Source organism: Mucilaginibacter sp. (assembly GCF_039207105.1).
GTDB lineage: Bacteria > Bacteroidota > Bacteroidia > Sphingobacteriales > Sphingobacteriaceae > Mucilaginibacter.
Window position 1 is genome coordinate 19,665 of record NZ_JBCECK010000036.1, and the last position, 22,466, is coordinate 42,130.

The 22,466-nt window shown below is 37.1% G+C and carries 18 protein-coding genes; 14 read left to right on the top strand and 4 right to left on the bottom strand.

Annotation, left to right across the window (positions count from 1 at the left end; translation table 11 throughout):
* The first annotated feature begins 46 nt into the window (after window positions 1-46).
* The 12 genes from AAGC65_RS09895 (at window position 47) to AAGC65_RS09950 (ending at window position 14,460) form a co-directional block, all read left to right on the top strand.
* Window positions 47-919, top strand: a complete 873-nt coding sequence (locus AAGC65_RS09895; RefSeq protein WP_343112282.1) for a glycosyltransferase family 2 protein — start codon at window positions 47-49, stop codon at window positions 917-919.
* Window positions 920-980: 61 nt separating this feature from the next.
* The gene (locus tag AAGC65_RS09900; RefSeq protein ID WP_343112283.1) at window positions 981-2,015 is read left to right on the top strand and encodes a polysaccharide biosynthesis protein; all 1,035 of its coding nucleotides are present in this window, start codon (window positions 981-983) and stop codon (window positions 2,013-2,015) included.
* A complete protein-coding gene (locus AAGC65_RS09905) occupies window positions 2,015-2,458 on the top strand; it encodes a hypothetical protein (protein WP_343112284.1) in 444 nt (147 codons plus the stop codon). The genes AAGC65_RS09900 and AAGC65_RS09905 overlap by 1 nt, the downstream gene beginning before the upstream one ends.
* Window positions 2,455-3,576: an NAD-dependent epimerase/dehydratase family protein gene (locus tag AAGC65_RS09910; RefSeq protein WP_343112285.1), complete on the top strand. Its 1,122-nt coding sequence runs from the start codon at window positions 2,455-2,457 to the stop codon at window positions 3,574-3,576. The genes AAGC65_RS09905 and AAGC65_RS09910 overlap by 4 nt, the downstream gene beginning before the upstream one ends.
* A 26-nt stretch (window positions 3,577-3,602) precedes the next feature.
* Window positions 3,603-4,739: a non-hydrolyzing UDP-N-acetylglucosamine 2-epimerase gene (gene wecB, locus AAGC65_RS09915; protein WP_343112286.1), complete on the top strand. Its 1,137-nt coding sequence runs from the start codon at window positions 3,603-3,605 to the stop codon at window positions 4,737-4,739.
* Complete coding sequence (locus tag AAGC65_RS09920) at window positions 4,732-5,958, top strand: glycosyltransferase family 4 protein (RefSeq protein ID WP_343112287.1); 1,227 nt, start codon at window positions 4,732-4,734, stop codon at window positions 5,956-5,958. Before wecB ends, AAGC65_RS09920 begins: the two co-directional genes overlap by 8 nt.
* Window positions 5,951-6,850 carry an NAD-dependent epimerase/dehydratase family protein gene (locus tag AAGC65_RS09925; RefSeq protein WP_343112288.1) on the top strand — a complete coding sequence of 300 codons (900 nt, stop codon included), beginning with the start codon at window positions 5,951-5,953 and terminating at the stop codon, window positions 6,848-6,850. Before AAGC65_RS09920 ends, AAGC65_RS09925 begins: the two co-directional genes overlap by 8 nt.
* Before the next feature lie 309 nt (window positions 6,851-7,159).
* Window positions 7,160-8,131: a UDP-GlcNAc--UDP-phosphate GlcNAc-1-phosphate transferase gene (locus AAGC65_RS09930; RefSeq protein ID WP_343112289.1), complete on the top strand. Its 972-nt coding sequence runs from the start codon at window positions 7,160-7,162 to the stop codon at window positions 8,129-8,131.
* 339 nt (window positions 8,132-8,470) lie between these two features.
* A complete protein-coding gene (locus tag AAGC65_RS09935; protein ID WP_343112299.1) occupies window positions 8,471-10,408 on the top strand; it encodes a nucleoside-diphosphate sugar epimerase/dehydratase in 1,938 nt (645 codons plus the stop codon).
* Window positions 10,409-11,050 (top strand): hypothetical protein, encoded by a 642-nt coding sequence (locus AAGC65_RS09940; RefSeq protein WP_343112290.1) that lies wholly within the window; start codon window positions 10,409-10,411, stop codon window positions 11,048-11,050.
* A gap of 83 nt (window positions 11,051-11,133) precedes the next feature.
* On the top strand, window positions 11,134-12,744 hold the full coding sequence (locus AAGC65_RS09945; protein ID WP_343112291.1) for a capsule assembly Wzi family protein: 1,611 nt from the start codon (window positions 11,134-11,136) through the stop codon (window positions 12,742-12,744).
* Between the two features lie 12 nt (window positions 12,745-12,756).
* Window positions 12,757-14,460 (top strand): capsule assembly Wzi family protein, encoded by a 1,704-nt coding sequence (locus tag AAGC65_RS09950; protein ID WP_343112292.1) that lies wholly within the window; start codon window positions 12,757-12,759, stop codon window positions 14,458-14,460.
* Here the strand turns inward: AAGC65_RS09950 and AAGC65_RS09955 are convergent.
* From AAGC65_RS09955 to AAGC65_RS09965, 3 genes are all read right to left on the bottom strand, one after another.
* Entirely contained in the window at window positions 14,450-15,520 is a 1,071-nt protein-coding gene (locus AAGC65_RS09955; protein ID WP_343112293.1) for a hypothetical protein, read from the bottom strand. The genes AAGC65_RS09950 and AAGC65_RS09955 overlap by 11 nt on opposite strands.
* A gap of 2 nt (window positions 15,521-15,522) precedes the next feature.
* On the bottom strand, window positions 15,523-17,862 hold the full coding sequence (locus tag AAGC65_RS09960) for an SLBB domain-containing protein (RefSeq protein WP_343112294.1): 2,340 nt from the start codon (window positions 17,860-17,862) through the stop codon (window positions 15,523-15,525).
* Window positions 17,863-18,016: 154 nt separating this feature from the next.
* A complete protein-coding gene (locus tag AAGC65_RS09965) occupies window positions 18,017-19,246 on the bottom strand; it encodes a glycosyltransferase family 4 protein (RefSeq protein ID WP_343112295.1) in 1,230 nt (409 codons plus the stop codon).
* 423 nt (window positions 19,247-19,669) lie between these two features.
* On the opposite strand from AAGC65_RS09965, the gene AAGC65_RS09970 reads away from it, so the two are divergent.
* Window positions 19,670-20,614, top strand: a complete 945-nt coding sequence (locus AAGC65_RS09970; RefSeq protein WP_343112296.1) for an NAD(P)-dependent oxidoreductase — start codon at window positions 19,670-19,672, stop codon at window positions 20,612-20,614.
* 13 nt (window positions 20,615-20,627) lie between these two features.
* A complete protein-coding gene (locus tag AAGC65_RS09975; protein ID WP_343112297.1) occupies window positions 20,628-21,728 on the top strand; it encodes a glycosyltransferase in 1,101 nt (366 codons plus the stop codon).
* Between the two features lie 25 nt (window positions 21,729-21,753).
* Here the strand turns inward: AAGC65_RS09975 and AAGC65_RS09980 are convergent.
* On the bottom strand, window positions 21,754-22,466 hold a 713-nt coding region (locus tag AAGC65_RS09980; protein WP_343112298.1), incomplete at its 5' end, for a glycosyltransferase family 1 protein.

Here is a 22,466-nt window from a genome sequence, read left to right on the forward strand (position 1 = left end):
TAATAGGTTAGGTTTTAGTTGATATCGAATAGCAAGTAAATAAAATATGTTGAATAAGGTTAGTGTAATAATTCCTTTTTATAGAAATAAGGAGTGGCTTATGGAAGCTATTGAAAGTGTTAGGATGCAAACCTTTAAAGAATTTGAGATTATTATTGTCAATGACGGATCGGAGGAGCAGATCACAGATTTGGAGGAAAAAAATAAGGACATTAAGTTTTTTAAAATAGGAAATTCAGGCCCGGGGCGAGCCAGAAACTATGGCATCAAGCACGCATCAGGAGACTACATAGCATTTCTAGATTCTGATGATTTATGGACCCCCGAAAAATTATTTGTACAAGTTAAGTACATGGAAGCAAATGATTTAGCATGGAGCCATTCAAACTATATAAGATTTTGGAATAATAATGAAGGCATAAAGAAAGTAAACTGTAAAATGGAAGGAGATATTATTCCAAGAATGTTTATTACTTGCCCAATAGCCACGCCATGTGTGATGATCCGTCGCTCTGTTTTAAAAGATCATCCAGATGTACAATTTGCGGAAGATACACGAATAGGTGAAGACTCTTACTTTTGGTTTAAAATAGCTGAGTTGTATCCGCTTGGATTTATAGATGGATATTTAACGAAAGTAAGAATCAGAAATAATAACGCAGCATTTCAGGGATATTTACAATTGATGGCCCGGGCAAATAATTATGACCGTATAAAAAATGGAAGCCGGTACTTTAAAAATAGATTTGATCATAAATTGGTCTGGCTTGGGTTTTTAACCTGCAAATTTTTTTATCAATTTGTAGGTTTTCTTGGTAAGAAATTCAAAATCAATTCTGCTTTACGCGAGAAGGTTTCATTAGCTTTATATGCTTTTCCTTACTTTTACCTGAAAATTATTTCTAAAAAAATACGTTAGGCGCAATGGGGGTTAATTATCTCATTCCAATTATGTATTATATATAACTATATAACAAGATATGCTTAAAAATAAAACTTTATTAATTACAGGGGGGACGGGTTCGTTTGGTAATGCGGTATTGAACCGGTTTTTAAATACAGACCATTTTTCTGAGATTCGCATCTTTTCAAGAGATGAAAAAAAACAAGATGACATGCGAAATCATCTTAAGAGTGAAAAGGTGAAATTCTATATTGGAGATGTCAGAGATTACAATAGTGTAGAAAAGGCAATGCGTGGAGTTGATTATGTTTTTCACGCTGCAGCTTTAAAACAAGTACCCTCCTGTGAATTTTTTCCAATTGAAGCAACCAAAACTAACGTTTTTGGCACCCAAAATGTTATTGATGCCGCCGCAGCAAATAGAGTAACTAAGGTAATATGTTTAAGTACTGATAAGGCAGCTTATCCAATTAATGCAATGGGTATATCAAAAGCGCTGATGGAAAAAGTAGCTATTGCTGCATCCAGAAATCTTATGGAAACCACAGTTTGTTTAACCCGTTACGGAAACGTAATGGCTTCAAGAGGGTCAGTAATACCATTATTCTTAAAACAGATTTATGCAGGCCAGCCAATAACAATTACAGATCCCAATATGACGAGATTCCTGATGTCATTGGATGATGCTGTAAATCTGGTGCTTTTTGCGTTTGAGCATGGCAATCAAGGGGATTTGTTTGTGAATAAGGCACCAGCCGGAACTATTGGTGATTTAGCACAGGCGTTAAAAGAACTGTGTAAGGCCGATAACGACGTGAAGATCATAGGAACACGACACGGTGAAAAGTTATACGAAACCTTGTGCACACGTGAAGAAATGGTTAAAGCAGAAGACATGGGGGAATTCTATCGTATCCCGGCCGATAATCGTAATTTAAACTATGCTCAATATTTCTCAGAGGGTGAAATAGATATTTCTAAATTTGAAGATTATCATTCTCATAATACTATACAGCAAGGTGTTGAAGGTATGAAAAAGCTGCTTTCTAACCTTACGATAGTTAAAGAACATATTTCCGGAGGCCAGAGCGTGAACGAATACACCGCTTAATGAAATCAGAGCCCAGATTAATTACTGGCGGAAATCATAGTGATTTCCGCGGAACAATCTATTTCGTCAATGATTTCAATATGGAGGCTGTCAAAAGGTTCTATCGTATTAAACACGATGACACCTCAGTTATTCGGGGATGGCGGGCACATCGTATAGAGCAGCGTTGGTTTTATGTTTTCAAAGGAGCATTTGAGATTAGGTTAGTGGAAATAGATGATTGGATAAATCCAGATCCCGCATTAAAACAGATAGGTATTGTTTTAAATGCTGAAAGTAATCATGTTTTACATGTTCCTAAGGGATATGCAACGTGCCTTCAAGCAGCAAAAGCAGATTCTGAGTTGATTGTTTACGGAGATTATACTATAGAGCATGCGGTAAACGACAATTATTTGTTCCCTTTTGATTATTTTAAAAATTCACGTATAAAGGTACTATGAAAATAAGAATTGGAATAACCGGGCAGGAAGGGTTTATCGGTCAACATCTATATAATACCCTCGGCTTATTTCCTGAAGAATTTGAGCGTATAGCGTATGAACGAAATTATTTTGACGATCAGGAATTATTAGAAAAATTTGTTTCAAAATGCGATGTAATCATACATCTGGCGGCAGTTAACCGACATAATGATCCCCAGGTTATTTACGATACAAATGTTGCCCTTGTAGACAAGCTTATCTCCGCTTTGGTTAAAAGTAACAGTAATGCGCATGTTTTTTTTTCTTCTTCTTCTCAAGAAGAAAAAAACAATATATACGGTCAGAGCAAAAAACAAGGGAGGAAATCATTATCTGAATGGGCAATAAAATCCGGAGGTAAATTTACCGGTTTAATTATACCAAATGTTTTTGGTCCATTCGGTCATCCCTATTATAATTCCTTTATAGCTACATTTTGTCATCAGTTAACCCATAACGAACTGCCCAGAATTGAACAGGATGGATTAGTTGGTTTGATTTATGTAGGTGACCTTGTGAGCACGATTTTAAAAGAGATTAGAGGATCTGTAGGAAAAGATGGGTTAGTTATTCCATATACTGATCAAAAAAAGGTTTCTGAAATTTTACTTTTATTAGAGTCTTACAAGTCGCAATATTTCAATTCCGGATCTGTTCCAAAGCTTGAGAATACTTTTGAGCTTAATTTGTTTAATACCTTTAGGAGTTATATAGATACTAAAAATCACTTTCCGGCAAAATTTACTGTACACGCTGATACAAGGGGAGCATTTGTAGAAATTATTAGATTGAACGTTGGAGGCCAGGTGTCCTTTTCAACCACTCACCCCGGTATTACGAGAGGAAATCACTACCATACCAGAAAAATTGAACGCTTTGCAGTTATCAAAGGTAGTGCCCTTATCCAGTTAAGAAAAATAGGAACTGACGAAGTATTGGATTACTATCTTGACGGAAATGAACCTGCATATGTTGATATGCCCATCTGGTATACACATAACATCAAAAATATAGGAGAAGGAGAGTTATATACTAACTTTTGGATCAATGAGTTTTTTGACCCGAATGATCCGGATACCTATTTTGAAGTAGTTTAACCCATCTTACACGAATAACATACAAAATGAAATTAAAATTGAAAGTAATGACGGTGGTCGGTACCAGGCCGGAGATTATCCGCTTAGCGCGTGTTATAGCCGCATTAGATGCTTCTGACGCAATAGAACATGTACTTGTGCACACTGGGCAAAATTACGATTATGAATTGAATCAGATTTTTTTTGATGATCTGAGTATTCGGAAACCGGATTTCTTTTTGAACGCAGCAGGCGTAACTGCTACTGAAACCGTTGGACAGATATTGATAAAAATTGATCCTTTACTTGCAACAGAAAAACCAGACGCTTTTTTGGTATTAGGAGATACTAACTCCTGCTTGTGCGCTATTCCAGCAAAAAAACGCCATATTCCTATTTTTCATATGGAAGCCGGAAATAGGTGTTTTGATCAACGCGTTCCTGAAGAAACTAATAGGAAAATTGTAGATCATATTTCTGATATCAATTTAACCTATAGCGATATTGCCAGGGAATATTTGTTGAGAGAGGGTTTACCTGCAGATCGTATAATTAAAACCGGATCGCCTATGTATGAGGTTTTAAATCATTATATGGCTGAAATTAAACGCTCTCAGGTTCTCGAAAAACTAAATTTAAGCCCGCAAAAATATTTTGTGGTTTCTTCACATAGGGAAGAAAATATTAATAGCGAAAAAAACTTTAATGGTTTAATTAATAGTTTAAATTTCATAGCCGAAAAATATGCGTTTCCTATTATTGTAAGTACCCATCCGCGTACGCGCAATATGATAGAGGCAAAAGGAATGAAAGTACGGCCGGAGATACAGTTTTTAAAACCACTTGGATTTAATGACTATAATAATTTGCAAATGAATGCATTTGCTGTTCTATCTGACAGTGGTACTATATCAGAGGAATCTTCGATTCTTAATTTTAGAGCCTTAAATATCAGGGATGCTCATGAAAGACCAGAGGCGATGGAAGAAGCGTCGGTTATGATGGTCGGTATGAATACAGAACGGATTTTACAGGGATTGGTTCAATTAGAAAAACAAAAAACGGGCACCAATAGAAATTTTAGAAGCGTTGCTGACTATTCAATGCCCAATGTTTCTGACAAAGTGGTCCGTATAATTATAAGTTATATAGACTATGTAAAACGAGTTGTTTGGAGTGAATAAAGTTAAAGCGTTGATTAGGAATAAGGTTTGGATAGTTTCGGAAATTTTTCACCCTGAGGAAGTCTCTACAGCATATATCATGACTTGTATAGCGGAAAAAGCCGCTGAAAATTGTGATGTACATGTGATATGTGGCCCGGTAGGTTACGATAAGCTTACAACAAATTCAGATTCAAATAAATTTGAATTTACTATCCACCGGGTAGCTACTCCGAATTTTAGTAAGAATAGTATCGTTGGTCGGCTTTTTAGATTGATGATACTCAGCTTGGGGATGTTCTACAAGGGAGTTTCATCAATTAAAAAAGATGAGACTGTTTTTATTGTAACTAACCCGGCTTTTATTATCCCTTTGTATGCGCTAATAAAAAGGCTTAAGCATAACAAACTTATTATTTTGGTGCATGATGTTTTTCCGGAGAACTTAATACCAGCAAAAATTATCAATTCATCTCAGAATATATTCTATAAGACGGTCAAAAGGATATTTGATTGGAGTTATAAACAGGCTAATCTGTTAATTGTGTTGGGGGCAGATATGTATGATGTGATGCGTACTAAAACCAAACCTGATCAATCAATTGAAATTATTGAAAACTGGGCAAATATTGAGGATATTAAACCTGACGAATTTTCAACTAATCCTGTAATCCAAAAATACGATTTGGTAGATAAAGTTGTATTTACGTTTGCCGGAAATCTGGGTAGAGTTCAGGGACTGGAATTTTTATTTAATATTATAAAAAAAGTAACAAATACCAGAGTGCATTTCTTATTTATAGGAGGGGGAGCTCTTTTAGATTTTTTTCAGGCTGAGGTACAAAGAAACGGGATCAATTCGGTAACTTTTACAGGCCATATGGATAGAAGGGAACAGAATGTTTTTTTGAACGCAGCTCATTTTGGTTTGGTCACGTTATCTTCAGAGCTCTACGGATTAGGTGTACCATCAAAATCATATAATATTATGGCCTCCGGTAAGCCTATATTATTTATAGGTAACAAGCAAACCGAGATTGCAAGGATGGTTGTAAAGGAGAGCTGTGGTTATGTATTCAACGAAAAAGAAGAAACCGAACTTCTTAATTTTTTCAACAACCTTAATTCTTCACATATTTCATTGGCAGCAAGTATGGGACAAAAAGCCAGGAGAGTTGCAGAACTAAAATATTCTAAATCTCATATCCTTGAGAAGTTTAAAAAACTATTCAATGAATAATTTTAATCTTATAACTGGAAGGTTTGGCTTTTTGGGAAAAGGTATATATGATTATTTTATTCAATCAAATATGCCCCTGATTAGTTTGGGTCGCAACGAAAATGATGATTTAAAATATGACCTTGTGTTTGATGAGATTAAACTCAATCAGAGCTTTAATACCGTAATACACTGTGCTGGTAAAGCACACGTAGTTCCGAGATCAGAAAAAGAAAAGCAGGATTTTTTTGAAGTTAATGTTACAGGAACCAATAATTTACTTAAGGCGTTAGAGAAAACACCACCCAAAGCTTTTGTTTTTATTAGCTCGGTATCGGTATATGGTTTAGAAACAGGAACATTGATAAATGAAGAATCACATCTATTAGCAAAAGATCCTTATGGTTTAAGTAAAATACAGGCAGAACTGATCGTAACTGATTGGTGTAGTAGGCATGGGGTTATATGTACTATTTTACGGTTGCCGTTATTGGCCGCGGCTAATCCTCCGGGTAATTTGGGGGCAATGATATCTGGAATTAAGAAAGGGCATTACGTTAATATTGCAGGAGGAACAGCAAAAAAAAGTATTGTGCTGGTTGAGGATGTAGCCTCCATCATTCCTACAGTTGCGGCTATAGGAGGCACCTTTAATCTGACCGATGGTTATCATCCGTCCTTTTTTGAATTAAGTGTTTTAATAGCTGAAAAGATGCATAAATCAGCACCGTATAATATATCCTATTTTATTGCATGGCCGATAGCATTAATTGGCGACTTAGTAGGGAAGAAAAGTCCAATAAATCGAAATAAATTAATTAAAATCACATCTGACCTGACTTTTGACGATTCAAAAGCCAAAAGGATATTGGGTTGGAAACCTAATGAGGTGTTGAAGAAATTCAATTTGTGATTGTACAGGTAATCATATTATATGAACACTTGAACAACAGTATAGTGAAATAGCCTTAATAATTATTAAACATTCAAAGTGTAGATTCACCTATTAAATCATAAATAACGATACCATAAAAAAAATAATTGATTCTGAATGTATCGTATTGACGATTCATCACGTAATAATTATGAAGATTAGTTATGATTGAGTATTTAAGGGTCTGAATAATTTCTTAATTAAATTTCCGGTGCCGATTAAAGTTTAAAAATCGTTATTAATTCCCTTAATAACGATTAATTTTGAGACGAATATTGTTAGTACAACATGAACTTATTGACGCTTTTTATTTTTCTTTTTATATTATTCGTTATCGAGCTGGGATACTTTAGAATTGCCTACAAATATCGGATCATTGACCATCCAAATCAACGTAGTTCGCATTTTAAGGTCACGATTAGAGGTGGTGGGATAATTTTTTGTATTGTTATGTTATTAAGCCCTTTTTACATTGGGTGGCAATATGGATATTTTCTTAGCGGGTTGCTCCTTATAAGTTTAATAAGTTTTACAGATGATATAAAACCAATTAGTAATAAGGTTAGGATTGGATTTCACTTGGGTGCTGTCGCGTTGTTATTCAATCAGTTAGGTGTATATAGTCTTTCGCTTTACTGGATTTTATTTGCGTTTATATTTGTTATTGGAATTATTAATGCCATTAATTTCATGGACGGGATCAATGGTATTACAGGAGGCTTTGGCCTTGTTACACTGATTACTTTTTACTATATTAATAAAACTATTATAACCTTTACAAATACTAATCTGTTAATCTTGCCAATTTTAGCTGTCTTAGTTTTTAATTTTTTTAACTTTCGAAGAAAAGCAAAGTGTTTTGCCGGGGATGTAGGAAGTGTGAGTTTAGGTTTTATTATACTTTTTTTTCTATTACAACTGATAATAAAGACTAATAACTTTAATTATCTGTTTTTGCTGATGGTCTACGGATTGGATACTATAACAACGATTTTATTTAGGATTATACGTAAAGAGAATATCTTTCAGGCTCATCGAAGCCATTTCTACCAATTTTGGGCGAATGAAAAAAAAGCTCCGCATTTAATGGTGGCAGCTCTTTATACAATTGCTCAATGCATTGTGAATTTAATTGTGATAAACATTTCAGCACTATCAGTTGTTAACCTAATACTAATGACAATTGTTTCAGTAGTAATATTTGTTTTGATTAGGTTAATGACTGAAGGAGCAACCAGAATTTTCGCTGTTAGAGCTTAACTTATTTAATATATGAAAACAATTTAAGTTTTGTTACTTTTGCTAACTAATATAATGACAGCAAAATTATCTGATCAAATAAAAGTTGTTCATTATCAGTGATACTTGATGGGTTTGACTTGTTTTGAAATGGCCGCTATTTAATATAATAATTAAGATTTAATACATTAATATGAAATATGGGAATTTTTACTTCCTTTAAAATGAACCAGGTAAGATCATTATAAATGTGTACCAAAACTGTAGTTTTTACGATTTAGGATCGAGATTTACACTTATTTATAATATGATACTTTGTTTTCTGTACCAATACATAATTCATCTATGACGTCACCTGCTCTGCTCTATCGATTAAATATACTACCGCGTTGGATCATTTTTATACTTGACTTACTTATAAGCCTTTTATCTCTTACTGTATCTTATGCCATAAAGTATAATTTTGATTTCTCGCATCTTGATTATCTAACATTTGCTCAAAATGCTATTATACTTACAATTATAAATACTGTAGTGTTTCTTGCAGTAAAGACCTATGCCGGAATTATCAGGTACACCAGTGCACAAGATTCCTTCAGGATTTTTTTATCAGTACTGATAGCTAACGGTGCATTTTTTCTGATTAACATTGCTTCAGTGGCGGGGGCTCATACCGCACTTATTTCAACAGGAATATTGGTTATAAATGCTTTAACTTGCTTTTTACTGATGGTTACTTATAGGATACTGGTAAAGTACTCTTTTTTATACGTTAAAAACCTGAAACTTGATAAGCAAAGAGTTATAATTTATGGCGCAGGAGAAGCCGGTGTAGCTACCAAAAGAACGCTTGACCATGATTATAAAGTAAATAAAAATATCATAGCTTTTGTTGATGATGACCAAAGAAAAGTTGGTAAAACAATTGATGGGGTTAAAATATTAAACGCTAAAGATTTGCCTTTACTTATTAAGGATCACGAGTTGGATGAAATTATATTTGCTTCCTATACCATACCGCTTGAACATAAAAATGCTATGGTTGATATCTGCCTTGAGAATGATATTAAGGTATTAAATATACCTCCCCATGAGGTTTGGCCAAGCGGTAGATTACAACCAGCTCAAATTCAGAATATTAATATTGAGGATTTATTGAACAGGAAATCAATAGAGATTGATATTACTGGCATTCAAAGTGAATTGAAAGGTAAAAGAATTTTAATTACCGGCGCTGCAGGTTCTATAGGCAGTGAGATCGTAAGGCAGTTGCTGAAGTTTGATACTGGACTAATTATTATGTGTGACCAGGCTGAAACAGCTTTGCATCATCTGTATCTGGAGATTAAAGAAACACATACTGAACTTAATTTTCATGCTTTTGTTGGCGATGTAAAAGATGAAAAGCGGATGCAATCATTGTTTGAAACATATAAGCCACAGTATGTATATCATGCCGCTGCATATAAACATGTTCCGTTAATGGAAGATAATCCCGCTGAAGCTATTAAAACAAATGTTTTGGGTACTAAAACTATAGCGGACCTATCCGTAAAGCATGGAGTACAAAAGTTTGTAATGATTTCTACAGACAAAGCGGTGAACCCGACCAACGTTATGGGTGCCTCTAAAAGGATTGCCGAAATATATGTGCAATCACTTAACAAAGCTTTGGTTAATCGTGATTTTAGGTTTACGAATGGTTTAAGCCAGTTGAACCTTACCCGTTCAGACACCAGGTTTATAACCACGCGCTTCGGTAACGTTTTAGGTTCAAACGGATCTGTTATACCACGTTTTAAACAGCAGATAGAAAAAGGCGGACCTGTAACCGTTACACATCCTGAGATTACCCGCTTTTTCATGACCATACCAGAGGCCTGCAGGTTGGTTCTGGAAGCTGGCTGCATGGGCCGGGGCGGCGAAATATTCATATTTGATATGGGCAAATCAGTGAAAATTATTGAATTGGCCCATCGCATGATACGCCTTGCAGGTTTAGTACCCGATCAAGATATCAAAATTGAATTTACAGGATTAAGGCCAGGTGAAAAACTGTATGAAGAGTTACTCAATGACAGTGAGAATACCATGCCTACTCATCATGAGAAAATTATGATTGGAAAAGTAAGAGAATACTTATTTGTAGAGATAGAAAAACAAATCTATAACTTAATTCATCATGCTAAAAATAACGATGACCAGCAGGTGGTAAGAGCAATGAAGCAGATCGTACATGAATTTAAAAGTAAAAATTCCATCTTTGAAGAGTTAGATCTTATAGCTAGAGTAAGTTAGATGAAAAAAAAAATACTTTCGCTCATTGTTTTTCTCATTCCTTTTCTATCGTGCAAACAGCATGTGCACAGTGAGGTAGTTATATATAATAATGATTTTGAATCAAGTGATTTAACAAACATCACAGGCGGTATAATTGGACAGTTTAACGGCTCGAACGTAATGGGCCAGTTCAGTAACGGCGATTTTGTGTTATCGCTTAATAATTTACCGGCACATGATCTCATCACAGTTTCCTTTGATTTATATATCCATGATAACTGGCGGGGAGAGCTGCTTCCTGATGGTCCGGCTATATGGGAAATGTTGATAGATGGTGGCCCATATATTAACACTACCTTTTCTAATCTTGACTGTAAAGAAGGTAATATATGTCCGCCGCAATCATATCCGGACAATTACCCCAATAATAACCACAATCCCAGGTCCGGTGCGTACCGAACAGATTTGCCTGGTGTTTGCAGTATGAAAACCAGCCCCAACGGAACTACCATGTATAAAATAACCAAGACTTTTAAACATGCAGGTAATAGCATATCCTTTGAATGTTTGGATAAATTGGATCAAAAGGATTATCCCGATCCCAAGTGCGAGAAAAGCTGGTCTGTAGATAATATCAGTATAAAAGCCATTAGTTTATGAGGATCATAAAGCTTTTAGTTGTAACCGTAACATTAGTTTCATTGCGGTTAGCTGCTTTTTCCCAATCGTTGCCTGTTGGTACCGTGGCTTTAGAAGATTATTACAGACGTGCACAGTTTCTTGGTAATACAGATTCGAGTGTTTCTTTTACGATTAGACCGCTTTTTCCTACGTATGTAAAAAAAGGCAGCGATACGTTTTATCTTGATACCACTGAAAAAAAGTATAATTTATTTGATGCTGATCGTAATTTTCAATCAGCGGATGGAAAACTAAAGGGTAGTTTTTTGCCGTTAACGCTCCAAACCCAATTTAACTCTGACCATCCCTATGGTTGGAATGACGGACCAATGATACCTGCTAAGGGACTGCAAACGTTTATTAGCGCCGGAATATTTATGCAATACGGGCTTTTAACCATACAACTCAGGCCAGAGTTCGTGTCGGCTCCTAATCCGCCTTTTGATACGTTTAATCAAGGGCATTACGACGTTATTTTTTCGCGTTATTACGATATATACAACAACATTGATTTACCGGTACGATTTGGTACCAGTGCTTATAACCGCGCTTTTTGGGGACAAAGTAGCATAAGGCTTAATTATAAATCGTTTTCTTTTGGGCTATCAACAGAAAATTTGTGGTGGGGGCCAGGGATACGAAATTCATTGCTAATGAGTAATTCAGCTCCTGGTTTTAAACATTTTACATTAAATACCCTCAAGCCTATCAAAACAGCAATCGGCTCTTTTGAAGGACAACTCATTGCTGGAGCCTTACAAAATTCCGGGTTTCCACCCATAGTACCTGGTCACATCTATTTTGGAACAAACCTATACGTTCCGAAACCTAATAACTGGCGATACATTTCGGGCGCTATAATTACGTGGCAGCCTAAATGGATACCTGGCTTATTTTTAGGTTTTGATCAAACCTCGCAGATGTATGGCAAAAATTTAAATGGTTTAAAAGATTATCTTCCATTTTTCTCGCCAATTAAGACAAGTACAGCTCCGGATGCGTCACTTGATCAAAAAGATCAAAGAAGTTCGCTTTTTATGCGCTGGCTCTGGACAAAGGAACAGGCTGAAATATATTTTGAATGGGGGCACAACAATTCATCGGCCGATTTAACACAGGCCTTGCTTGCGCCTGATAAATCAAGAGCGTATGTGTGGGGAATCCGGAAAATGATACCTGTCAACAGAGCTAGTGATGAGAATATTATGGTCAGCATCGAGGCGTCCACGCTCCAAGAAAATGACACTAATAATATTTTAGATGGAACGGAGTGGTACGTAAACAAAAGCATCCGTCAGGGTTACACTAATCGCGGAGAAAGCTTAGGAGCAGGCATCGGGCCTGGTGCAAACTTGCAATCTTTGGATGTTAGCTGGGTGAAGGGGTTAAAAAGAATAGGCTTGCAAATAGAACGTTATGCCCATAACAATGATTTTTATTACTACGCCTTTTATGATAGTCAGGATTTTAGGAGGCACTGGGTTGATATAAGCTTTGCCCTTAATGGAGAATGGAACTATAAAAACTTAATATTTAATGCCAAGTTACAAGGTATCCGCTCTATAAACTATCAGTGGTACTTAGTACCTGGCGGTCCAACCGATCCTTATTTTGTTAATGGAATAAATTCGCTTAATGTACAAGTTCAGGCTGGCGTTAGCTACAGATTTTAATACTATATCTAAATGAAAAGGATATTTTTAGCACTATATATAACGTGTATTGTTATATTGCTTTTACCTGGCAGGACTGTAGCTCAATCTCTTCCGGTTGGAACTCCTGTTTTAGAGGATTACTACCGGAGGATGCAATTATTAGGAAAAGTAGATTCTTCTTTATCTTTTACATCACGACCAATATTCCCTGGCAGCAATTCATCAATACATGATGTATATGATCCGGATAGCACTTTAAAACGTGATCACTGGGTAAGCACCAGACCTGTTAATTTTGATCATGGCCGCGGCTCTTTTCAGATTTTACCACTTACCTGGCAGCAGCAGTTTAATTCTAATCATCCGTATGGATGGAATGATGGCCCAATGATACCGGCCAAAGGCTATCAAACTTTAGTAAGTGGCGGTTTTTTCTTTAAATATGGCCCGTTAAGTATACAACTCAGACCTGAGTTTGTATATGCGGCTAATAACAATTTTAATGGTTTTGCATCTGGACATGATGGGATCGATTTAGTAACATATTACACCTATTTTAGTAAGATAGACTGGCCTGAAAGATACGGAGCGGGAGCCTATAATAAAGCATTTTGGGGCCAAAGCAGTATTAGGTTGACATTTGGACCCGTTTCTTTCGGCTTATCTAATGAGAATCTGTGGTGGGGGCCCGGTATACGTAATGCTTTAATTTTGAGTGATAATGCTCCGGGATTTAAACATCTTACTATAAACACCGTTCATCCGATTAAAACTTACATAGGCTCTTTTGAAGGGCAGGTTATCGCTGGCCGCTTGGATGGTTCGGGTTTTCCTCCGTTATTGATTACTACTTTACCAGACGGTACCAATCTGTCAGCATTAGCACCTCAGCGAGATGATTGGCGATATTTTACCGGCTTTAACATTAATTATCATCCTAAATGGATAAATGGACTAACGTTGGGTTTAACAAGAACCTTTAACGCGTATCACGATGATGTTAAAGGACTAAGTGGCTATATACCATTTTTTGTGCCCTATCAAAAGGTAAATACTAATGATGGCGATCCTTTTCCGAGAGACCAATATACATCTCTGTACGCACGATGGCTCTTTAATAAGGCTCAGGCAGAAGTTTATTTTGAATACGGATTGAATGATAATTCATATGACATACGTGATTTCCTTGGCTCACCGGATCATTCCCGAGCTTACATTTTTGGGATAAGGAAGATGTTGCCATTCAGTGCAAAGCCCGATCAGCGTATTCTATTTAGTGCAGAAATAACACAGCTTTCCCAAACACCAGATAGATTAGTCAGAGACGCAGGAAGTTGGTATTTTCATGGAGGTGTTACTCCTGGGCATACCAATCAAGGACAAATTTTAGGAGCTGGTATTGGTGGAGGGGGAAATCTTCAATCAATGGATGTTAGTTGGGTGTCTGGTTTGAAGAAAATTGGAATAGGACTTGAACGCTATGAGCATATGGTGGATTTTTCTAACCAGAGTTTCCCTGATATCAACGGCAACAATAGAAAATGGGTTGATTTCGCATTTTCCCTAAATGGCGAATGGAATTATAAAAATTTAATATTTAATGCTAAAGTACAGGAAATTAAATCATTAAATTACGAATGGATATTGAAGGATTATGATCCCGGACAATATTATATTCCGTATAACAATGTTTACAACCTTCATGCGGAACTTGGCGTAACGTTTAGATTTTAGTCTTTTTCCTGGTTATCAAAACATATAAGCTAAATAATATTCCTGAAAGCAATATTCCTGTAGGGATCGCTATTGAATATTTCAGTTTATTTTTCTTTAGCGGAATTTCAGGCTCGTCAACTATCTGAACAGTTGGGGTTTCCTGTGCAAGCATCGTTTTGCTCGATTCCAGGTTTTTAACCGTTTCAGAATAAATAGTTGTTAGTACAATTTTATCTCGCTCCCTAACTTCAACATTGGCGTTAGCTGTTGTATATGCGGGGTTAATATCCAACAGGCTTTGATTGGCAGATGATAGCGCATATGTTTTACGGTTTAAAATGGCGCCAATGCTATCGGCACGGTGCTGCAATCGATCAACATTGCTTCGTAGTCTTTTGGTTTTAGTACTGATAAAAAAATCGGTTGACTGTTTGATCATGCGGTTACAAAACAACAATGCCAGTTTTTCATCCTTCATAGTAGTGTTTACTTCAAAGAAACTTAGTTTTTTGTCGGGTTTTGCAATGCCGAAATCGCCAGATAGTATTAACGTAGTCATTTCATGCAACAAGCTATCCTGTAACCTTGTATTATGAATGCCATTTAACGGAAAGCGGGTTATTTTGCCATCGAGGCTATATTTTAACCATTTTTTATTGAGTTTATTTACCGCGGCGTACCGATCGGCCAGGGTTTGGTGGTCATCATATGCCGATAACAGGGTTGCTTTTATCAGTTTAGTACTCTTGATAAGCTCTTCCACATTGTCGCCTGCCAGTACCCCGCTCGCACCACCTAACCCGTCAAGGTTAAAGCCAAACTGACCGGCAAGTGCTGATAATCCTCCTGCGCTGCCTGCCGATTTAGAATCGTCAACAACGAAGGTTAACCGGGCGGTGTAACTTGGTGTCCATAACCAGGCTGTTAATGCGCCTATAAGCGCGCCTGCTATTAAAATCACCGCAAGTATTTTTTTAAAGGTCAGTATATATTTAATGTCTTCTTTACGCTCGTCAAAAAGCTTTTTAAAAGAAAATTCCGGCTCATACGGGTAGGGGGCGTTACTTTGCGGGTTCATGTTTATTTATGTATAATAGCAACCAAACTTACTATTGCAGTGAGTACCGCGGCTAAGCCACCAATATCCCCAAAGCCTATTTTAAACCTGGTGTCAGGCGTTTTTTCAGGGACAACAATTTTGCTTCCTGGCTTTACTGCAGGGTAATTGCGGAAAAATAGGAAATGCCTCACCGGGCGGTTTAAGCCATCGGGATATTTAATGTATGCTCCTTTCAATCTGGCGTTTTGCGTTGTACCTGCGGCAGCGTTGATATAGTATTTAAAGCTACGGCCTGCATAGCTGATATACTGCGGATTATTTACAGCTCCGCTTACCTCTACGTAAGATATAACCCGCGGAACATATACGCTATCCCCCGGTAACATGATCATATCTTTATTAACTCCGGGTTCTTTACTGGTAGAAGCCAGATCAAGGTTTACACGGATACCTCTGCGGTAAACCTGGGCATTTTCAAGCGAGCCATAAGGTGTTATGCCACCTGCTCTTTTCAGGAAATCAAGTGCGGTTTCGTCTCTTTTTTGAACAGCATAATCGCCCGGGAAAACAACTTCACCTTTCACTTTTACATTACCTAATGATCGGTAATTTACCAGGCGGGGTACATATACAAAATCCATAGGCTGAAGCTCCATTTCGCCGGCATTACCTTCTAATTTATCCAGATCAACAATAAAAGTATGCACCAGTTGATTAGCAACGCTGTCAGACTCATTTTTAATGATCCTGGACACCTCAACATGATGGTCTGCTGCTTCATCAGCAAATCCGCCAGACATGGCTATAGCATCTGCTAATTTGAGTCCTTTTCGATAGGTGAAAATAGAGGGGTTACGTACATAGCCATTCACCGTAATTTTTTGATTTGATGTGAATACCTCCCGGTCAAGTATTACAACCGAGTCTTCACGTAACAGAGGGATATCATTTTTACCACTGATGATATCAGTTGGTTTAAACGAGATAAAGTCTTTTTCGAGGTTAGGAAGCGTTCTTTTAATATAGCCGCGTTCCATATAAGCTTCGGGTTTTAAACCTTGTGCATTTTTTAGTAATTGACCTAATGTAAAGCCTGCTGTAAGCTCATAAATACCCGGGCGGTAAACAGAGCCTTCCAGCATGATCCTATTCGTGTAGCGGTTAGTAATAGCTCCAATTTCAACCATATCTCCATTGCGTGGAATATAGTTTGAAAACAGGTTTGCAGGTACATCCTTCACCTCACGTTCAAGCGTGTTGATCTGATCAACCTTGGCGGCACCTTTGTAAGCTACATCCGTATATCCGCCGGCATATTTGATCAGGTTCTCTAACTGTTCATTCTCTTTTAGCTCGTATATGGCAGGTCTTTTAACCTCGCCGCGTATACCAACCCTTTTTTTGTATACAGGTATGCGTATCACATCCTGATCTTCCAGCCTGATGTTACCGTCAAGCAGTCCTTGCTCTAAAAACGTATAAAAATCTACTGTTTTAAAAACCTTGTTGTTCCTGATGAGCTCAATATTTCTTAACGAACCATTGTTATTAGGGCCGCCAGAATTATAAAGGGCATTAAACAAGGTAGATAATGATGATAATGTGTAAGAACCAGGGGTTTTAACTTCACCAACTATGGTTATTTTAATGCTGCGGGTATTGCCCAGGTTTACTGATAAACGCGTTTGACCGGAATTTAAAGCCGGATAAACTTTGGTCATTTTACTTTTGATGAGGCCCGTTGCCTGTTCAATGGTAAATCCGTTTACATACACAATACCGGCATAAGGGATCTGTAAATTACCTTCCGGGCTAACTTTTGACCGAACAGAGCTTTCATTAAGGCCGTTAACCAGCACAATTACTTCATCGCCAGGGCCTAAAACATAGCCTTTTGGAGTAGCTACAGAAAAATTTGGTTCAAACTTTATAGCCGATTGATTAAAAAATTCGCTTCCGTATATGGTTAAGGCAGGTGGGGCAGGCGCAGGGGCCGTAGGTTTAACAGCTTTGGGTGTAATTACAGAATCATCAATATCACGTGAAAAATCTATCTTTTTCTTCTCAGGGGTTGATGATTTAACTGTAGCTTTTTTATTTAAACCCAATAAAGCAACCCTATCTTTCAATGCCTCAACCTCGGTTGCAGGCATACCTTTTTGAGCTAATAGTTTATAAGCATCCTGCTCAGAAATACCAGAATCTTGTAGTTTTTTCCATGCCTGGGTTACCTGTTCGTCGCTAAGCTGGCTTACTTTTATATTTTGAATATCGCTAATGGATAATTCCTGGGCCATCATCGGTTGAAAGAAAATGCTTAGTGCAAAAAGTAAAATGTACGGTAAGTATTTGTTATACATGAAAAATCTGATGTTAAACTAAGTTTGCAAATATAAAATATTATATCGGTCAAAAACCATAGCCAGCATAAAGCTTGCATATATGGCTGTTTGGCTTAAAACGACTAAAGGTGATTTTTATTTGTTTGCCTACTATTTGCCTACTATAAGGTTTTCAAAGGCCCGGAATTAGTTTTTGCAGACCGCTATAATGAGTATCGTTATTGATAAGTTGATTGATATGCAACTGCGCATTCTGGCCCATGAGTTCTTTAAGCTCCTGATTAGGGTAAAGCAATTGTATTTTTTCTGCAAGCTGATCGGCGCTGCCGGGTTCAAATAACAGCCCGGTGTAGCCATCTATCACCATCTCTGGAATAGCCCCAATTGCCGAACCAATAACGGGCTTACCCAATGCCATTGCTTCTACCACAGTAAAACCTAATACCTCATACCATTCAGATGCACATATTAAAAATTCGGCTCCGTTGATGATCTGCAGCGTTTCCTGCTTGCTCTTTTTTCCTAAAAAATCAACCTGGTTTAAATGGTGATCTTCTTTGAATTGTTTCAACTCACCCTCCTGGGTGCCGGTACCTATAACTTTTAAATGAATTTTGGGGTGGGCCATCATAGCCTTCAAAACGGTATGGGCTCCTTTAATTTTTTCTAAACGCCCTACAAAAACAATGTATTTCTCATCGTTCAATTTAGGCTTTATCCTGGCAGCGTCTATCTCGGTATAATCGTACCCATGATATAACTGTACCAGTTTGTCTTTGAAAAAGTTAAATGATTTGAATTTTTCATACATAAAAACAGAGGTACATACATAATGATCTACATAAGCATAATAGTTCAGGTAGCTGTGTACGTAATTTTCTAAGGCCGCGACGGTGCTGGCCAGTACAGATCCCTTTTTACAGGTGTGGGTAACACAATTATAAAAAGCACCTCCAAAACATTTTTCGCACACTTGATCGTGGCTAACGAACGCGCTATCCGGACAAAGCGGTGTGTACTCATGAAATGTCCAGATGATGGGGATATTTTTTTCCTTTAAAATTTTTAAGATAGTAGGAGTTATGTAATGATGAATTACGTTAATATGGGCCGCGTCTATCTTAACGTCTGATAGTAGCCGGGCTAAATTTCGCTGAGCTTCGAATGAATAAATACTTTTCATGACTACCTTAATGCCGGCAGCAAGACTGCGTTTCACTTTTTTATAGTCAATGTTTTCAATAAAGTAATCATCATAAGGAGTGGGCGCGTTTCTTTCATCCTTCATAGAAAAGGGAATTACGTTGTGCCCTTTTTCCTCATAAAGCCTGCATACATTTTCAACATACGTAAAATCGCCCCCGCTGGGGTACCAAGTCCAGTTAACAACAAGAATATTCATTGAGAGGTAGAAGTATGAAATAAAATTACCATATTGATAGCTAATACGTCAAAAACAAACAAAATTCAAAGATGCTTGTATTAATTTATATTTGATACACTAAAAGCGAAATCTTTAAGTTGTTGTATCAATAGCAGCTTAAGTAACGTAAGTAATAGGTGACTGAAGTTTATTATGACGCGGTTATTATTTTACTTAGTTTGCGGCTGAATTAATAAGTATTTTCATTTATTTTTTAATAACGGATTACCTGCATTACCCGTGATTTTATAGTTAAATACTATGATAAATGTTTTTCAGAAAAAATATTCGGGTAGTGTAGTAAAAAAAGTTAATTTTGAGGGTTGAAATCTATTAAAAAACAGTTTTCTTATAGCTATTAAAACACGCTGTTAAGCTTGGTAAAATAGCTTCAAATTTTATATGAAGAAAAAAATTTACATTGCTGGCGCGGGTGGAATGTTAGGTCAGGCTTTTCACCGCATATTTAAAGATGACTACGAAATTAAATGTACTGATAAGGATGTAAATGAAAGCTGGCTTAGTTTTTTGGACTTTCGCGATTTTCAAAACTACAAAAAGGATGTAGAGGCTTTTAAGCCTGATTATCTGTTCCATTTAGGGGCATACACCGATTTGGAATTTTGCGAACTTAATGCTGACGACACCTATCTGACCAACACTACTTCTGTAGAAAACGCTGTATTCATTGCGAATAAATTAAATATACCATTACTATATATTAGTACTGCCGGAATATTTGATGGCAAAAAAGATTTTTATGACGATTGGGATGAACCTAACCCTTTAGGTCATTACGCGCGTTCTAAATATATGGGCGAGCGATTTGTGCGTGAAAATGCAAAAAGATTTATTATTTGCCGTGCCGGCTGGATGATGGGTGGCGGCCCCGACAAAGACAAAAAATTCATTAATAAGATCATCAAACAGCTTAATGCCGGAAAACGTGATCTGTATATTGTTAACGATAAAGACGGAACCCCAACCTATACCGTTGATTTTGCCAAGAATGTTAAATTACTGGTAGAAAAAGAATACTGGGGCTTATACAATATGGTGTGCGGTGGCGAAACATCCAGAATGGGGGTTGCCCTTGAACTGCTTAAAGTGCTTGGCCTGGAAAATCAGGTGAGGTGCCACGAGGTTACATCATCATATTTTGAAAATACCTATTTTGCACCTCGCCCTCCTTCAGAGCGGCTTGTTAACAAAAAATTGGAGTTGCGAAACTTAAACATTATGCAAGATTGGCGAATTGCCCTGCGTGAATATATCAATGATTATTATACCGATTTTTTAACTACAGAAGTGCAGCTTCCGGTAAAGGAAGAGATCATTATTTCTTAGTTGTTCCGGGTTCATGCGAATAGCCGCTTTTGGTTTCAGATCAATTCCTCCTTCAAAAGGTGCCGCCGGTGCCGATAAGTTTGCTATGGAGTTATTTCCGAGGCTTGTAAAAAGGGGGCATAGCGTTGTTGCTTATAACCGCAGATATCCTGATGTGTTTGTAGATGTTAAAGACTTTAAAGGGGTTAAAGTTAAAACGATTAAAACCACTAAAATTAAAGGATTTGATACACTATGGCACTCTTTCAGGAGTACCTTTGATATTATTATAAATAATACTGCCGATATTGTACATATACAAAATGGTGGTAACAGCATATGGGCGCTCCCGCTCAGATTATTCGGAAAAAAAGTTTTTATAAGCCAGGATGGCGTTGATTGGAAACGCGATAAATGGCCATGGTATGGCAAACTGTACCTGAAACTATCTGCCTATATCACCGCTCACTTTCCTAACGAGGTAATATTTGATAACGTTATTGCCAAGAAACTTTTTGAGGACAAATTCAAGAAAACTTATAAGTTTATTCCGTTTGGAAGCGAGGTGGAAGTTGTGGCCGGGAATGAGCAAATATTTGATCAGCTTGGTATTCAAAAAGGCAATTATTATTTATTTGTAGGCAGGTTTATTCCAGATAAAGGTCTGCATTACCTTATACCTGCGTTCAATAATTCCAATTCTGATAAAAAGCTTGTACTCATTGGCGGTTCTCCTAACCCCTCACCTTATGAAAAGCAGGTGCAGGATATGGCCGGTCCCAATGTTCTATTTCCCGGTTATATCTATGGCAATGATGTTAATACATTAATGTCAAATGCTTATTGCTATATCCAGCCTTCAGATGTAGAAGGGCTTTCACCTGTTGTACTTACCGTAATGGGCCTTAACGTGCCATTGATTGTGAGTGATATTGAAGAGAATGAATACGCCGTACAGGATACAGCTCGTAAATTCAAAAAAGGTAATATCGAATCTTTAACCCAGGAAATTAATTTTTGTGAAGCTAATCACGATCAAATGTTAGTATTGGCAAAAAAAGCCCAGGCTCGTGCATTGGGTGAGTTTAACTGGGAGAAAGTAACAGATGAGCATGTTGAGGTTTTTTCAAAGTAAATACCCCTCGTCGGCTCCCCAATTATTAACGCTTTTCTTTGGCTATCTTAAATAAGGCTACCAGCTCAGTAGCTGTCTTCTCCCATGAAAAGTTCTTCAGACGCTGTCTCCCTTTAGCTATCATTGTTTTTTGTAAATCGGCGTCATTTAATAATAACACCATCTTCTGATAAAGGTCATCTTGCTGAAAAGGATCAAAAGTTAGCACAGCATCGCCTCCAACTTCAGGCAGGCAGGAATTATCAGCAACTATAACTGGCAGGTCATGATGAAAAGCCTCCATTACCGGTATTCCAAAGCCTTCATTCAGTGAGGGGAAAACATACATTAAGGCGTTTTTATAAAGGCTGCTTAATGCCTCGTTAGATAAGTATCCGGTGAAAATTACATCCTGCTCAACGTGGGTCTGTTTAATCGTATTTAAAATCAGATTATAGTCGTTATCGGTTTTAACTGTTGGTTTTGGGCCCGCCAATACCAACTTAAGCTCAGGATATCCCTGTTTTTTTATTTTAGCAAAAGCCTCAACCAGGGCAGGTATGTTTTTTCGCTTGAACATAGAGCCAACATGCAGTATATAATTGGATGGTTTTAGCATCAAAGAATTTAAAAGCTGGGCTTCGTTGCTGTTACTTTTATTATCAGTTAATGTTTTTGGGCCTTCATATACCACTGCCAGCTTCTCATTCGGAATTTGAGTGAAATGATTGATGCGCTGTTTAGCATAAGCTGTTGGTG

Excerpts from the sequence above, each read along its gene's own strand:
- AAGC65_RS09895 (WP_343112282.1), top strand. The coding sequence starts at position 47 with ATGTTGAATAAGGTTAGTGTAATAATTCCTTTTTATAGAAATAAGGAG.
- AAGC65_RS09900 (WP_343112283.1), top strand. The coding sequence starts at position 981 with ATGCTTAAAAATAAAACTTTATTAATTACAGGGGGGACGGGTTCGTTT.
- AAGC65_RS09905 (WP_343112284.1), top strand. The coding sequence starts at position 2,015 with ATGAAATCAGAGCCCAGATTAATTACTGGCGGAAATCATAGTGATTTC.
- AAGC65_RS09910 (WP_343112285.1), top strand. The coding sequence starts at position 2,455 with ATGAAAATAAGAATTGGAATAACCGGGCAGGAAGGGTTTATCGGTCAA.
- wecB (WP_343112286.1), top strand. The coding sequence starts at position 3,603 with ATGAAATTAAAATTGAAAGTAATGACGGTGGTCGGTACCAGGCCGGAG.
- AAGC65_RS09925 (WP_343112288.1), top strand. The coding sequence starts at position 5,951 with ATGAATAATTTTAATCTTATAACTGGAAGGTTTGGCTTTTTGGGAAAA.
- AAGC65_RS09930 (WP_343112289.1), top strand. The coding sequence starts at position 7,160 with ATGAACTTATTGACGCTTTTTATTTTTCTTTTTATATTATTCGTTATC.
- AAGC65_RS09940 (WP_343112290.1), top strand. The coding sequence starts at position 10,409 with ATGAAAAAAAAAATACTTTCGCTCATTGTTTTTCTCATTCCTTTTCTA.
- AAGC65_RS09950 (WP_343112292.1), top strand. The coding sequence starts at position 12,757 with ATGAAAAGGATATTTTTAGCACTATATATAACGTGTATTGTTATATTG.
- AAGC65_RS09955 (WP_343112293.1), bottom strand. The coding sequence starts at position 15,520 with ATGAACCCGCAAAGTAACGCCCCCTACCCGTATGAGCCGGAATTTTCT.
- AAGC65_RS09960 (WP_343112294.1), bottom strand. The coding sequence starts at position 17,862 with ATGTATAACAAATACTTACCGTACATTTTACTTTTTGCACTAAGCATT.
- AAGC65_RS09965 (WP_343112295.1), bottom strand. The coding sequence starts at position 19,246 with ATGAATATTCTTGTTGTTAACTGGACTTGGTACCCCAGCGGGGGCGAT.
- AAGC65_RS09970 (WP_343112296.1), top strand. The coding sequence starts at position 19,670 with ATGAAGAAAAAAATTTACATTGCTGGCGCGGGTGGAATGTTAGGTCAG.
- AAGC65_RS09975 (WP_343112297.1), top strand. The coding sequence starts at position 20,628 with ATGCGAATAGCCGCTTTTGGTTTCAGATCAATTCCTCCTTCAAAAGGT.